Raw genomic sequence first — 14,528 nt, 5'->3', positions numbered from 1 at the left:
GCCAGTTTGTGCAGACCTTGCCTGAACATTTTTTTGTCCCGCACTATTACAGGCAGTAACTATTGCTTATAACATAGTTACCATCGTACGCTATATGGCAATCACATATAGTAATTCTGTACTGGCATGGCAGGTAGACGCTACTACCATCCACGGCGATATGCAGGCGAGAAAAGGCGGCCAGGGTATGTGTTTTTTCCAGGCCCGGTGGAGCAGTTTTTGCTTTAAAGTCCTCAGGCATATACATATACATGATGTGCGGACCCGGACGGCCAGTCATGGCATTGGCCTTTATGTCCGGATCACCGTAAGCTAAAGACATTCTCATACCCTCCAATATAGCATAGATATAGCGGGAATTTGCACTCTACTTTAATAGTAAAATCCGATATTTGACGACGTGAGGAACGATACTTCAGCAAGGTTGGCTGCTGTTGCATTAATGTCTGTGATATTGCTCGGAACGACGGCAGTGGCGGTTGGGTACATGTTGAACGTTCAGGCAGCATACGCGGTAGAGGCTGGCAGCAAGCAAGTGCAGGTGCAGATACCGTTACTTCAGATACAGGTGCAGGACCCGGGAAGCGGCAGCGGTGGCGATAAAGGGGGTGGCAGTGGCGATAGCGGTAGCAATAGCGGTGGCGGTAGTGATAGTAGCGATCATGGCGGCAGCGGTGGTGGCAGTGGCGATGGCAAGGGAGGACAGGACTCTGGAAGCAATGATGAAAGAAACAGACATCAGCAGGACAACAAAGACGATAATAACAACAATGACAACGGACGAGGTCAGTATTGCTACAGCGTCACCGTCACCAACCCGCTCAACGGCAAGACTCGCACCGTCGACGTGTGCTTTGGCAGCCGCTCCGACTGCGAACAGGCTCAGCAGAGTGACCCCGATTCAGAAGGCGGCTGCGAGTCGCACTCCTGAGTAGCCGTTACAGCACATCCGTCGAAAAACGGAAAAAGACGTACGTGTATATGCAAAGTCATTAGGTATATGGCGTCCGCAGCAGATAACCAGCCGCAATTCTTGTATCTGGCTACCAGCGGATGGAAAACGGGCAGGAGGCACCAGATAGAAATATGGTTTGTCGAGCACGGCGGCAGGTATTACATAATGTCAGAGCACAAAGAGCGTTCCCACTGGGTCCAGAACATCGCGCACAATTCCAGGGTTTCCTTTAGCGTAGGCGGCAGGAAATTCGAGGGGACCGCAAGGGCCATCAGGCATGAGGAGGAACCTGGGCTGGCAAGGGAGGTCGCAGGGTTGATGGACTCCAAGTACCGGTGGGACGGCGGCTTGATTGTGGAGCTCAAGCCAGATAATGATGATGGCGCACGCCCCTGATGCAGTCACGGGAGGGGACCTATCTCTCTTATGCTAAAGTTAGAGTATTCCATCGTCCCGTACTCGTGCCTTGCGTAGACGGAAAGCATGGGCTTTTTCGTCTCGCTGCTGTCGTTTATGAACGAGTGTATGAGCGGAAGCCCCGCATCTACGCTTGGCCGACATTCGCCGCGGCCGACACCGAAATTGTTGCCGTCATCGACAAACTCTGTCACCTTTTGCCAGTTGCCTCCGTTTACGCCGCCGGTCGTGTCGCGGTACAGCTCCAGCTTTACCTTCGTTCCTCCGTCCATGTTGCGAAGGACGTACTTGAAGCCTATCCAAGTGTCCTCGGGAAGCGCCCCCGACGGCCTTTGCCTTGCCACGTCGGTATAGCCGTTGTCCAGGTGATGCGCCGATTCCTTTTCAAGCGCCCACGAACCGTTGATGCCCACCAGGCCGCCATAACCACGGTCGTCACAGTAATTGATGTTTTCATTGCCAACCATGCCGTGGTTTGTGCGCGCAAACACCTGCAGGCCGGAATAGCTGACTATTTGCGTCTCGTCCAGCCTCTTGAAGTACAGAGTTATCTCTAGATTCTCCGACCACTCGCGCTCCTTGGCGGGGTCACGCACGTACATCCTGACGACATCGCCGGACGCAGTCAGTGTGCCCTTGCCGTCTATCGTGTACATCCCGTCGCCGTCCGTCGTGTCAAACCAGGCGTCCGCAGGATCGACCTCGTTGCCGAGTGTCCGCGCCTGTCCGTCGTCCCATTTTGCCGACCATTCGATTCCCTCGGGAGCAGTCGGGTACAGCCTGTTAATGCCAAACCTGTCTTTTGGCGACAACAGATCAGCTGTTGGGGGCATGGTTGAGGGCAAATTTTTAAAAATGCCGGCCGTCAGTACCAGAGTTAGCGTCAGCACTATCGCGGCAATAATGACAAAGATGAGCCGCCTGCGGGTTTTTTGCGACTGCAGCAACGATAGTAAGGATCGCTTTATGCGGTTGCCCTTGCTGCCGCTTTCATTGGCGTCTCCTATAGTCAACTTTTTTATCTCCTTCAGTCTTTCGGTTCATGCTTTGTTGTATTACACATGTGTGTGCGCGTAACGGCCCGGTTATCAGAGTGTACAGGCAGAACGATATATCTACAAACATGTCAATTGTAAACACAATACCGGAACTTTTTATCAGGTTCTTCTTAGGCCGCATAAAGTAAAGACTCGCTGCACTTGACGAGGCGTTGCCGAGGTTGAGCCGCTTCTTTTATGCGAAGAGGATAAAACTGCAGAGAGTACACACACATTTTTGAAAAACAGCAAATGTCGCCTTGTCCTGCCGCCTCCACCAAAAACTCTTTTCCAGTTTTGCACCTTACATAGGCGCTTGACGTGTGGAAGGGCCTTTTGCATCCAAACACGCAGACCACAGAGGCGCCGCATTACTTGGGGTCCTTTCCCACGGATTTACGCACTTGTTTCCCGCTATCTCTGCTTTATGTTGACGGTACGCTTCTTCAAACCATGATTGCATGTGGCCCTTGTTGCTTCCATTGTCAGAAGCACCCTTGTTGTTAGCAGCAGTCTTGTCCCAGAGTATTTCGTGTCCATATTGTTCCGAAAACCACATCTTGCGCGCTTTTTCAGGTCCTTCATCTACTGCCCCTCCTCGGTTCCACCACTTGTGGAATGTCTGGAGATTTTGCTGCTCAGTCTTGGCATAGTCGTAATGCCAAGCTTGTTTTTCCAGTGACAGATAATGGCGCCAAATCATGTCGCCGGCCTTGCTGTGTTGAGCCATGCTGTCTCTCAGCTCTGTCCGTTTCTGCAGATACTTTAGCTGTTCGTCTGTCTTTTTTATCTCATGATGCGGCTGGTGATTGGCCTTGTTCCAGAGCATCTCGTCCCTAAGCTGCTCGTGCTGCCACATTGCATCCTTGGGATAAGATGATCGATCGCAGGCATGGGTAAAGTCCTTGTAGCCTTGCGAGCGCAAGTCTGCGCAGTACCACTTTTGATATGCCTTGACGTTTTGCTTTTCCACTTGGTCATAGTTGTAATGCCAGGATTCCTTTTCCAGTTTCAAGAAATCCTGCCAGTACTGTTGTTGATATTGCCGATGTTGCTTTGCAGTAATGGCAACATTGTTATTATTAATCATCTTGGCTGCCTGTTCCCCTGCTGCAGTAGCAGATGCCTCATGTGGCGATGACTGAACGGTAGCAAAGATCAAAAGGGCCGCCAGAGAGAAGAACACGGCTGCAGACATTATTACCCCTGTGCATCTTCTTTTTTCTATGGCAACGCTGTTGCCATTGTTATTATCTTTTTTACTCTCACCCTCGATCATCATTGCTATTTCTCTCGCTTACAATGACGATCTACCGACAAATAATAAAGAGCCATGATTCCAGCCTCTTGAGAGATAGTGTAGAAGGAACTTAGAGTGTTTTTCTCTCACGCGTACACACATACGCGCCTATTGTTTTTTTGCTCCCTTGAAACAAAGACGACGGCGTAAAATCATGAAAGCGGACTGATCTCTCTGATTGTAAAGTTAGAGTATGCCATAGTACCGAATTCATGCCTTACGTACACTGAAAGCATTGGCTTGCCTGTCTCGCTGCTGGCATTGACGAATGAATGTATGAGCTGAAGTGCGGGATTTACAAAGGACTTGCATGGTTCATTGCCAACTCCAAAGTTCTTGCCGTTGTCCATAAACTCTGTCACCTTTTGCCAGTTGCCGCCGTTTACGCCGCCGGTAGTGTCGCGGTACAGTTCCAGCTTTACATTGGTGTTGTCATCTACGTTGCGCAGGACGTACTTGAAGCCTACCCACGTGTTCTTTGGAAGGTCTCCGGATGGTCTTTGGGCCGCCACATCCACATAGCCGTTGTCTAGGTGATGGGCAATCTCTTTTTCAAACGACCAGTCGCCGTCGATATTCATCAGGCCGCCATAACCACGGTCATCGCAGAGGTTCACGTTTTCATCGGCATTAGTGCCATGGTTTGTGCGCGCAAACACCTGGAGGCCGGAATAATCCACTATCTGCGTCTCGTCTATCCTCTTGACGTACAAAGTTATCTCCAAGTTTTCTGACCATTCGCGCTCTTCGGCGGGATCGTGCACGTACATTCTAACATAGTCGCCTGACGCAGTCAGCGTGCCCTTGCCGTCGATGGAGTAACTTCCTTCGCCATGTGCAGTATCGAACCACTTGTCGTCAGGGTCTATCGCGTTTCCTATTGTCCTAGTATGTCCGTTGTCCCAGCTTGAAGACCATTCCATCCCACTAGCGATTGTTGGATATAGTTCGGTGATCCCAAATCGGTCTTTTAACGGCGAAGAAGAAGAGTTTCTCGTTGTTGTAGTAGTGATGGTAGTGTTGGCGACGGGAGTAGAGGAAGGGGAAACGGGCAGAGCAGGATTTGGCTTTTGAGATACCCCCATTAGAAGTACAGGAATTGATACGATTACCACCGCTGCTGCCGCAACAAGGACAAGGATGAGCCACTTACGGAAGGCCGGCGGCTGCAGAAACGATGGCGAGGATCGCTTCATGCGGTCGTCCGCGGTGTTTTCATCGGTGTCTCCTACGGTCAATGTTTTTTCTTCTCTGGTTATTTTCGCCGTTCTGTTCCTGCGCACAGACACGGCGGCATCGGTTGTCAGGGCACAGGCAGGATATATTTATGAAAGGGTCAACTGTGTATATTATGCCGGAATTTTTTACCATAACCTTCCTAGATCACGCGGCTGGAATCAGAAAAGCGTCCAGTAGGCAGTAGTTATTAGCAGCAAACAGCGAGACCCTTATCATCGGCCAAAACATTTCAGGCGATCTGCCAACCGATGGGGGTAGGCAGCAACACCGCCCCATTTTATTCTATTTGCTGCTGAATCTCTATACTATGCACCATGTTTTCAAAGACAGGCAGATATCTTTGGTAATGTTTGGCTTTTATCTCAAAGTCTTGGACGGATAAGAAAGTAAGCGCAGAATATGATATCTCCACTCTAAGATTAGAAGAAGGCGAAGTGTAGACGTATCTCTTTTCAGTTGTTATTATGTTGTGTATTGAATCTAGCGCCTCGGCAAGTTTGGCAGCATCTGCATTATTGTTGGTACCAGTTGCATTGGCATTGCCTGAACCGTTATTGGTCGCATTGCCGGCAAGAGCGCTGCCGTTGCTGTTGTTCTGGTTAATAGTGCTATTAGCAAGATTTGCAAAGAAAGATCCAAAGAATAATTTGAGTATCGGAGCTACGTCGCATTCTTGTTCTGTCTTTGTAAAGCTATGGCCGTTTATCATCGTCATCGTCGTCGCAGTGTTATTACTACTACTGGCAACAGTGCCATTATCACTGGCAGAATTCACAGGTTTACAATAGGGGTTTTGAGTGAACAAGTCCATTTCCCGCTCTTGCTGTCCTGCTGTTGTCTGATTTCGTTCTGCAGCTAGCTGTCTTTTCAACGCATCACCTTTTTGCAATTTTATTGTAATAGTTGGAGAAAACGGGTTGGAACTGCCATTGTTGGTGTTGTTGCCCTCGTTGCCAATACCGCTACTATTATTATTGCCACTAGCAGGAGAAGAGAATAACGAGAAGGGGTTTGGTGTACCCGTGCCAGATGATGATGCCGTTGCGTTTTCAAGCCTTAAAGTAATAGTCACTTCATCTGTTGTGCCAGCCGTACTGTTTGCTTCCTGTATTGTTCTTGTCCAACCATTAGGAAGCTCTATTTTCTCTATCCCAAACTGCAAATTAGAATATGTGTTTTTATCATTGCCACCTGGCACACGAACTTCGGCAAATGATGCGTGAGCTAACCCTGAAACCACAAGAACGGAAGCCAGGATTATTGCGATAAAGACGCGGGGATTTGATCCTCTGATCACATATTTACTCTTCTTTATGATATCTGGCTTGGACAAGCATACATATCACATTTCTGATATTAATAAAGCATATGTCATATAAAATATGATAAGAAACTTGTATTATAATCAAAATCTATTTAAAGACAAACTGAAAGTCGATGCTTTAGGTAAAAGGTAGGGGATTGTTTTTCACGCATTGCAAAAAATACGTTACGAATCTAGATTGATTGCGTGCGTGTGTCTGTTGTCACCTCAACCCAAGTGCATCTTTAAGGTCTATTTCATGATCCTGCTCCTGCGCGATAATGCCCCTTAGTTTTTCTGAAAGGGCGAATTCGCCGGCGCGCTCTGCCTGGATAATCCTTTCTCGATAGTTCTTGATAGTTTCTTGTTCGGCTCGAAGGTCTATCTCCAGCATCTTTTTCGAATCATCAGAAAATTCCGCTTTTTTGCTCTCTACGGTAGGGTTCCCGCCCAGATAGTCGATCTGTCTTGCCACTTCAAGAGCGTGAGCGAGCTCCTGCGAGGCATGAGTTTTTAGTTGCTCTGCGATGTCTCCGTACTCTGCTCCTTTTAGGGTGGAACTAAAGACTACATACTGGATAATTGCTTTGTATTCCCTTGCGAGATCTTCATTCAGACCTGCAATGATCTCATTCCTTGTCCCGGACGGAGCAGCTTCGGCATCAGCAGCGGTTGATTTCTTGTTTCCAGACATTATGTTTTGTGAGTACACGTATCATAAAATAAAGAGTTTTGAAACCAGTTTTTGTGGTCAGTTTTCAGCATGGAAAAAAATGCATACGGATGAATATACAAGGAACAAGATAGTAGAAAAGAATAGAGCCGCGATATTGTTACAGTTTGTTGGCTGAATTATTGTTGCAACAATGTTCAGGGCGAGATAAGTCAACAAACCTATAACAGCAAATTACGACTTTTTTCGAGCCTAGCTTCTACGACAATTACCGATTATTGCCTGTGACACAGAGTTGACTGTTTCATTTAAAGATAGATTTAAATCTATGCAGGCTTAATTATCACTATGAAAAACCCCGACGTCCGAGCGGTTCTAAGGGATTATGCCAAACTGATGGAGTTGGGCGTCGATCAAAAGTTTGTCGAAAAACTCGATACTAATCAGGCCAAGGAGTTGTTAAAGGGAATTCTTTATCTCCAAGCAGTTTGGCAACAAGACGACGAGGGGAAGAAGGTGCAGCAGTAAATGGTGGTCATACGCAACAGCAATAACAACAGTATGATGCCTCTGAAGGAATTTCATCGCCGACTTGCACGAATCCTCGGAACGACTACTACAGATAGCATAGTCAAGGTGCTTGAAAGTAATGGCGTGATAACAAACAACGAAGTAGACCTTACTAGGCTTCAGGGCTCATTTGAGAGTCTGTTTCAAGATGCAGGAGTTTTACTGATGAACGAAATTGTAAAAGAACCCTTTGAGACTCACCCTTCCGGAAAAACTCAGAACTCTGAGTAAGTGAATCTGCGGTGGAGAGGGCATAAAGAAAAACTACTAGCTAGCTACGTGCTTTTCGTGTTTGGCTGTTATGTGAAAGCCCCAAAATGCCATGTAGGATCTGTTTTCGGGCAGAAAGAGGAAGCATTCTGGCAAATTCTGCATCCACACCTAACGATATGAGCTTTTTAACTTCCTCTTCATCATTTGCCCTTTCTTTACTGTCCATCTTGGCAAAGATGCCATGTTCTAACATCAATAAAAAGGTGGTTGCAGCCTGGAAAATCACGAATTGAGAATGTACAGTGACCTCATTTTTTTGATGACGGATAAATTGGTGGTTCAGGACCCCAGATATTTGTCCTCTATGTACTTTACAAAGTAATCTGGATTATAGCCTTCATTGAAAGTATCCTTTAGAAGCACCTTTGGTGCATACACCGATCCGTATTGATGTATTTTTAATCTCAACCATTCTTTGATAGGCTGGAAATCCCCTTCCCTGATGTTTTCATCGTAATCCTTCAGGTCTTTGCGCATCTTTGAAGCAATCATCGCTGAAACCAGGTTTCCTAAAGTGTAGGTAGGGAAATAGCCAAAGAGGCCACTGCTCCAATGAGTGTCCTGAAGAGCGCCTTGCGAATCCTCGGCGGGTCTTACTCCAAGCAGCTGCTCCATCCTATCGTTCCAGAATTCAGGGATTTCAGAGACGGTCAGCTCCCCGCCCCCTCCAATTAACTTCTTCTCTATCTCGTACCTTATTGCTATATGGAGATTGTAGGTCACTTCGTCGGCGTCGACTCGTATGTAACTGGGCTTGACATTATTGAAGTAACGGTACAGCTCGTCATCGGTGGCTTGGCTTGCGAAACTTAATTTGTTTCTAACAAGAGGAGCTATCAATTGAACAAAGGACTTGCTTCTGCCTACGATATTCTCCCAGAACCTTGACTGGGATTCATGAAGCGCAAGTGAAGACCCGCCTTCGACGGGGGTGACAGACAAGGACTGATCGCACTGCAGGTCGTACAACGCATGGCCGGCTTCGTGGATGGTGCTGGAAATTGACCGTTTGAAATCAGTCCCTTCGTACCGGGTAGTTATCCTGACGTCATTGAGTCCCATAGATTGAGTAAAAGGGTGGGTGGATACGTCCATTCTAAAGCGTTCCATGTCGTATTGCAGGAGAGTCAAGATTTCGCGGTTGAGCTCGTTGACTTGATGGACGTCATACGCTGACCCTCCAAGCTTGTTGTCATTCTCCTTGCAAAACGGGCTATCGGAATCTATGAGCTTTTTCAATATAGTCCGAATATTCGGAGTCAGCACGCCAAATACCCTATCCAAGTCAGCTACGGTGAGCTCTTCTTCAAATGTATCCAAAAGCGCGTCATAGGGGTGCTTTTCATAGCCTATCCTTTCAGCGATCTGCTTCTTTATTTCCACCATCTTCTTTAGGTGGGGCTCGTACATTTTGAAATCGGATTTTTCTCTCGCCTGTCTCCAGACCATGTTGCCCCTTATTCTTTCCAGAGACTCTGCTTCAGTCAATTCCTTCGGTATCTTTGTCTGCTTGGTTATGACCCTGTCAAGCACTCGTATGATGCCCTTTTCTGCGTCGTTGAGCCCATCCTGTTTCTTGCCCGACTCTACAATATCAACAAAATCTTTCTTTAGCAAAAGCTCCTTGTGCAACAGGTGAAGCTGGGAATCTGCCACGCCTCTTTCCTCAGTGCCGCCCCGGGGCATGTAAGTCTCAAAGTCCCACCCCATCAGAGAAGAGGCATGATTCAGAGACCAAATAGGTTTGTAGGCGTAAAGAATCTGGTTTATCAGAGGATTTTCGGATTTCATGTGGTCATCACACCTTTTTCAGAAACTTGAGCATATATACGCCAACACCGGTCTCTTGTCCGTCAGACCTGTTTGATTTTCTCAAGGGCGGATCAGTTTTCTCATCCCTGTCAACGATGTATATATCTATACACGCATTTCTACTTGCTAGCGCACGTACCAAAGACGGATGATATTCTCCTCACTCATACATTTTTGCAAGGCACTTTACAAGTGAAGGGTAACGCACGCACACGCGCCCTTGACCACCCACCTTTGTAGGCTCTCTCAGAGCGCGTGTGCATGTGCGTGTGTGCCCACCGTAATGAAGGGATATTTTTCTCTTCTGTGATTGGGCATATATGACAGCCGTGGCCGATCCCGGCAGAGAGGTCGGCTGGAGATTGTCTATGGTACGACGGTTAAAAGTTGGAAAGCACCATAGGGAGAGGGAGGGTAGCCTTTGAGGTACTATTGCTATTCGCCGACTGAAAGCTCGTCTAAAAAATGTGCTGGCAGAATATGAATCAACAGCTCCTCGATCATATTTACATCGTCTACAAGCTTGCGACATCTCTAAACTCCTGCCATCCTTTTTGCCTGCGCAAAAAATGTTTTGCAAAATCTAAAATAGCGCTTTTCATATCTCGCATAATCACCTCAGTTATGCAACGACTGCATCTTTTGTCTGCACTGGTAGGTGCCGTATTACTCTTTATTGTGTTTGCAGTTGTTGTCTATCTTCCATCGTCATTATTTTCATCATATTCGCAGAAGGATTACGGGATCAAGGTGGAGTCGACTTCTGATAGTGATAAAGGGTTCTACGGCGTAAACAAAGGTACAATAATAACTTCAAAAGTAACACTGGAAAATTCTGGAAGGAAGCCACTTGCTGACGTACAGGCAAAATACATGAGCACGGTAAGATGTGAACAGCATGTCCAGTTAGACGATAATAATGATGATGTTTCTGACTCTCTTAGGTCAGATTTAATCAAGGCAATCAGATATGATGGAGGATCAGAGCTTGTTTCCAGTTTCATCCAAGAGCATAAGAACCAGATAGACGGAGTTGGCCTCGTTTACCCGGATGAGAAAGGAAACGGCGAGCCGAGCCTATTCTTTTACAAGATCGTAGAGAAAGAACACCTGATTAACGAAGAGACCGTCAGGACCATCAATCCGGCTGAAAGGATTTCCCTTTCTCCACCTTCAGGTGCCCAGCGTGTAGTAATTGATGCAAATTATCCCGGAATCAGCGGCCTAGTAGCCAAGATTCAGGGTGCACCAATAGCCCAAGAAGTTCTTGCAGATACAGCCAAAGAGTGCCTTTGAAAAGGATTTTCGAGCGACGATAAATCCGCCAAGAATTAACAGCGTAAAAAAAGATAATGACGCTTCTCTCGTTGCCAGGCTTTCTGCCATTTAATTATGCTTATTATGAGTTTCCTTGAAAAATTTTCATATTTTCCTTAACTAGACACATATCTGCTATTCAATAAAATTCCATCTTCTCCAGTGAAATTATTATTCAGGATTAAAACTATGATAATTACCCTTTACGAGCATTCTTAAATACAATATTCCGAGCTTTTGCAACAGCATCTCAGTTTCACTATGTTGGGATATAGTTGAACGAAAAAAAGGCAAGAATCTTTGGATCAGAGACTGATGAAGTGGCAGAAGAGTCTGCTGCCACAGAAGCACTTGGCGATACTGAAGAACAGAGAGGCTTGATTCAGTATGTCAAGGCATCAAGCATCAAATTCTCCACACTGCTGCTGCGGCCGCACGACGACAGAGAAATCAACGAACTTGCCAGATCCATCAAAGAGGCAGGCCTGCTTCAGCCAGTAATAGTCAGGCTGAAGGACGGCTTTTATGAAATAGTTGCAGGGAACCGCAGGTTCACTGCATGTAAGGCCCTTGGATGGAGAAAGATCCCATGTTATGTGCTAGACCTTGACGACAAGGCGATGTTTGAAATGTCCCTCATAGAAAACGTCCAGAGAAAAACCATGACGGCCCTAGAAGAGGCTGCGAGTTTCAGGAGATACGTTGAAGAAAAGGGATGGGGTAGCGTGGCCGAGCTGGCGATAAGAATAGGAAAAAGCAGCGCTTACATATCCAAGCGCATATCGCTTCTCGATCTTCCGACCGACGTCAGAGACAGGCTTGCAAATAACGAGATTTTCGCTTCGGCGGCAGAGGAGCTGCTGGCTGTAAAGAACAAAGAAAAGCAGTCAGAGCTTGCGAACATGATCGCGACAAGGCGATTGACCATCAAAAAGGCACGATTGCTTGTAGAGGAGCTAAAAAAGAAAGAAGAGGCGTTTATTACTACAGGCAACGGTAGCGGCATTGTAGATACCGTACTGGTCAATGACACGGCCGCCGCAGCTGGTAGTAACAATTGCGAATATTCACAGCCACAGGAACAGCAAGAATGTGGATATGATGACATCAGACAGAAGGTGAGCCAGGTAACTGAAAAGGGGTACGACCACCTCACGGTCCAGTATTACAAGGCGTTTGATAGAACGATAGTTGCATTCAGGATTTGCATGAATAACGTGGACGACGTGCTAAAAGATGTCGAAGAGAATTGGCTTGTCTATGAACTGCTGTTGCAGCAGAGGGCAACATTACATGCGATGATAGACATCCTTCTAAAAGAAAAAAGGAACTTGCGCAGGACGAGGCTCTATAGATACATCATGAAATAAAGTCACATTGTCCGTCGGGGACTTTTTGAAAGTATGCAATGCACTTTTTACCCTATGAAGGCAGGGCATCATCAGAATATTTCGACATCGAAACTATTCTGCGAAACGGCACAAAATAGTCAATTGGCATGATCGAAACTTGACAGACAAGGACGACTCAAAAAGATATCAACGGCTGTGATGTTTGCCAAGGATGTCGTAGGAAATATTGCGCTTATCAGTCATTTTTTATCTTACAATCCTATAGAGAAAATTCATGATAGTTGGCACTTGGAATATGCAAGGCAGCAGCCACAGTCAAGAAAACAAATGGAATGAGGGCGTCATGAATATGATGGTACAGCTGAATGTCGACGTGTTTTGCTTGCAGGAGTGCGGAAGCGTCCCGGCCTCTGCCAATCTCCTTCAGAATAATTTTGGCGGCATACCAGGTCTTGTACTATATTCCTGGGGCGGAACGACAACTAGGCCGTTCGGCTACATACTCTTCTACCCCGCGGATCCCAACGGCAATCGATGCAATCTGGCTATAGTCAGCAGGGTTCTTCCAGCCAATCCTGCCTTGCTTTATCCCGCCGCGCCTCCGGTGTGGCGGCCTGTCATAGGTGCCAACTATGGCATCTATTGCTTTACAATCCATGCAATAAGCCCCGGCGGTCCGGATGTGGCAGGTCTGCTTAATGCAATAAACGGCACAGGAGTTGGAAACTGGCTTGCAGCAGGCGACTATAACCGGGCGCCGGATGGCGCCTTTCCCGCAGGACCCTGGCAGGTTTGTCCGCCAAACGGCAACACATATCCTGCAACTAACCCTCAGCAAAAATACGACTACTTGGCGGAGGTTGGAGCGGCTGCACGGATAGGCACTGTCGTAAATCTCCAGATGTCGGATCACTTGCCCGTAGTCTACCAATTCTAGCAGCAGAACTGCTGCAGGGATGTTTGCTAGGGCATGAGTGGTGGCAAAGGAATGTCAACAACAATCCAGGGGCCTCATCATTATTGTTGTTGCATCGAGGATTTTTTGCGCTCATCTGCATATCAACTAACAACCATGCTACCGTCTCTAACGACTTTCGACGTCGAAATATTTTTTTTCTCTAACTATCTCCGAGAGATTTCTAACCAAGATCGTGCGCAAGCGAATGAAGAGAAGCTTCCATCCTGCCCCTCAGCCTATGGCTTGAACTAGCGACGATGCTTCTGACAACGATTCGCCAACATACATCCATCCGGAAGTCGGTCAATCTACTGCAGAGATAGAACGGTTACAAATGTAGGCGTTACATCATATCATACATATTTGGTGCTTAGTAAAGGTGATTGTAGTTACATAGTTTTAGCTACGAGCATTTTTTTATATTATTATCTTATATTGGACGCACGGTATGCAATACCAAATCAACATTGACATAGATGACGCAGGTCTTCAGAAAATCTACGCAGCAGGCCAAAAGGTAACTTTTGTAAAGAGCGTAATCAGCAATCCGGTCGAATCGGGCAACCTTCCCATCGCATGGCTGGCATTCCAGCCTCTTGAAAGCAACAACGTGAGCTGGATAGAGAACTACTACATGTATGCCAGCACAACGGTACTGCAGTCAGGGGCTACTATCCAGATGACGTCGCAGACGGGCGCGCCGGTCCAGACGGGATGGCTGTACACGTTTGCCAGCGGCATGTTCACCGGCGCCCAAGGAGGGGGAGCGGATACGTTCAACCTCGCAAACCAGATGTCAAACTACAACTACGCTTTCGGCTTGGCACAATATGCCTCGATAAACAACACACAGACATTCGCTCCGCTGAATGCAATGCCAGTACTCTACAATGAAGATGCGACATTCACGCCAATAGAAACAATTTCAATCTTCCTCTCTTCGTACGACAACAACGGTGTTGTCATCTCCCAGGTAGCCAGCAATGCATTGACAGTCCAGCTGACCAGCCAGAACCCCGTTGCAAACGTGGGATTCAATGACAGCAACAACACATTCTATCTAGAGTCAGCACAGGCATCTTCTGGCCGCGACTTGGCGATGCGCCTCAAGAGCACCAAAAAGGCGTCAAGGCGTTAGGTAAAAATACTATCTCTTGCAAATCAGGCCACCATCCCAATCTGATCTGCATAGGCTTCCCGGCCATCCGGGAGCTCTTTTCTTTTTGTATGCATTAGACAAGACTCATTTTAAAGAGCACTGCGGAGAAGGAGAGGCAGACAGAGATGCTCTTCAGGCTTTACCAAGATAGGCCGCAGCAATA

The 14,528-nt window shown here is 47.1% G+C and carries 15 protein-coding genes; 8 read left to right on the top strand and 7 right to left on the bottom strand.

Translation table 11 applies throughout. The annotated features are described in order from the left end of the window. Positions 1-400: 400 nt before the first annotated feature. Both ACYOR7_RS14575 and ACYOR7_RS14570 read left to right on the top strand, forming a co-directional pair. A complete protein-coding gene (locus ACYOR7_RS14575; RefSeq protein WP_479914423.1) occupies positions 401-931 on the top strand; it encodes a hypothetical protein in 531 nt (176 codons plus the stop codon). Between the two features lie 69 nt (positions 932-1,000). Further along, positions 1,001-1,351 (top strand): nitroreductase/quinone reductase family protein, encoded by a 351-nt coding sequence (locus tag ACYOR7_RS14570; RefSeq protein ID WP_294807000.1) that lies wholly within the window; start codon positions 1,001-1,003, stop codon positions 1,349-1,351. A gap of 5 nt (positions 1,352-1,356) precedes the next feature. Here the strand turns inward: ACYOR7_RS14570 and ACYOR7_RS14565 are convergent, their stop codons facing one another. The 5 genes from ACYOR7_RS14565 to ACYOR7_RS14545 form a co-directional block, all read right to left on the bottom strand. After that, positions 1,357-2,385 carry a hypothetical protein gene (locus ACYOR7_RS14565; RefSeq protein ID WP_479914422.1) on the bottom strand — a complete coding sequence of 343 codons (1,029 nt, stop codon included), beginning with the start codon at positions 2,383-2,385 and terminating at the stop codon, positions 1,357-1,359. A gap of 328 nt (positions 2,386-2,713) precedes the next feature. Further along, a complete protein-coding gene (locus ACYOR7_RS14560) occupies positions 2,714-3,691 on the bottom strand; it encodes a hypothetical protein (RefSeq protein WP_479914421.1) in 978 nt (325 codons plus the stop codon). 170 nt (positions 3,692-3,861) lie between these two features. Continuing rightward, positions 3,862-4,947 (bottom strand): hypothetical protein, encoded by a 1,086-nt coding sequence (locus ACYOR7_RS14555; protein WP_479914420.1) that lies wholly within the window; start codon positions 4,945-4,947, stop codon positions 3,862-3,864. A 278-nt stretch (positions 4,948-5,225) separates the two neighbouring features. After that, positions 5,226-6,281, bottom strand: a complete 1,056-nt coding sequence (locus ACYOR7_RS14550) for a hypothetical protein (protein WP_479914419.1) — start codon at positions 6,279-6,281, stop codon at positions 5,226-5,228. A 193-nt stretch (positions 6,282-6,474) separates the two neighbouring features. Beyond that, positions 6,475-6,945 carry a ferritin-like domain-containing protein gene (locus ACYOR7_RS14545; RefSeq protein ID WP_479914418.1) on the bottom strand — a complete coding sequence of 157 codons (471 nt, stop codon included), beginning with the start codon at positions 6,943-6,945 and terminating at the stop codon, positions 6,475-6,477. 327 nt (positions 6,946-7,272) lie between these two features. Between ACYOR7_RS14545 and ACYOR7_RS14540 the strand changes: the two genes are divergently transcribed. Continuing rightward, on the top strand, positions 7,273-7,452 hold the full coding sequence (locus tag ACYOR7_RS14540; RefSeq protein WP_479914417.1) for a hypothetical protein: 180 nt from the start codon (positions 7,273-7,275) through the stop codon (positions 7,450-7,452). Continuing rightward, positions 7,453-7,725 carry a hypothetical protein gene (locus ACYOR7_RS14535; RefSeq protein WP_479914416.1) on the top strand — a complete coding sequence of 91 codons (273 nt, stop codon included), beginning with the start codon at positions 7,453-7,455 and terminating at the stop codon, positions 7,723-7,725. Between the two features lie 40 nt (positions 7,726-7,765). Here ACYOR7_RS14535 and ACYOR7_RS14530 read toward each other — a convergent pair whose 3' ends face one another. Together ACYOR7_RS14530 and ACYOR7_RS14525 are read right to left on the bottom strand one after the other, a co-directional pair. Continuing rightward, positions 7,766-7,993: a hypothetical protein gene (locus ACYOR7_RS14530; RefSeq protein ID WP_479914415.1), complete on the bottom strand. Its 228-nt coding sequence runs from the start codon at positions 7,991-7,993 to the stop codon at positions 7,766-7,768. A 53-nt stretch (positions 7,994-8,046) separates the two neighbouring features. Then, positions 8,047-9,558, bottom strand: a complete 1,512-nt coding sequence (locus ACYOR7_RS14525; RefSeq protein ID WP_479914414.1) for a carboxypeptidase M32 — start codon at positions 9,556-9,558, stop codon at positions 8,047-8,049. Positions 9,559-10,059: 501 nt separating this feature from the next. On the opposite strand from ACYOR7_RS14525, the gene ACYOR7_RS14520 reads away from it, so the two are divergent. The 4 genes from ACYOR7_RS14520 to ACYOR7_RS14505 all read left to right on the top strand — a co-directional run bounded on the left by ACYOR7_RS14520 (position 10,060) and on the right by ACYOR7_RS14505 (position 14,344). After that, positions 10,060-10,875 carry a hypothetical protein gene (locus ACYOR7_RS14520; RefSeq protein WP_479914413.1) on the top strand — a complete coding sequence of 272 codons (816 nt, stop codon included), beginning with the start codon at positions 10,060-10,062 and terminating at the stop codon, positions 10,873-10,875. 296 nt (positions 10,876-11,171) lie between these two features. Continuing rightward, complete coding sequence (locus tag ACYOR7_RS14515) at positions 11,172-12,266, top strand: ParB/RepB/Spo0J family partition protein (protein ID WP_479914412.1); 1,095 nt, start codon at positions 11,172-11,174, stop codon at positions 12,264-12,266. 256 nt (positions 12,267-12,522) lie between these two features. Beyond that, positions 12,523-13,185 carry an endonuclease/exonuclease/phosphatase family protein gene (locus ACYOR7_RS14510; RefSeq protein WP_479914411.1) on the top strand — a complete coding sequence of 221 codons (663 nt, stop codon included), beginning with the start codon at positions 12,523-12,525 and terminating at the stop codon, positions 13,183-13,185. Positions 13,186-13,654: 469 nt separating this feature from the next. Then, complete coding sequence (locus ACYOR7_RS14505; RefSeq protein WP_479914410.1) at positions 13,655-14,344, top strand: hypothetical protein; 690 nt, start codon at positions 13,655-13,657, stop codon at positions 14,342-14,344. Positions 14,345-14,528 lie beyond the last annotated feature (184 nt).

Source organism: Candidatus Nitrososphaera sp. 86-2 (genome assembly GCF_056726185.1).
The sequence above is the reverse complement of the archived record's forward strand: the minus strand, read 5'-3'. Positions and strand labels throughout refer to the sequence as shown.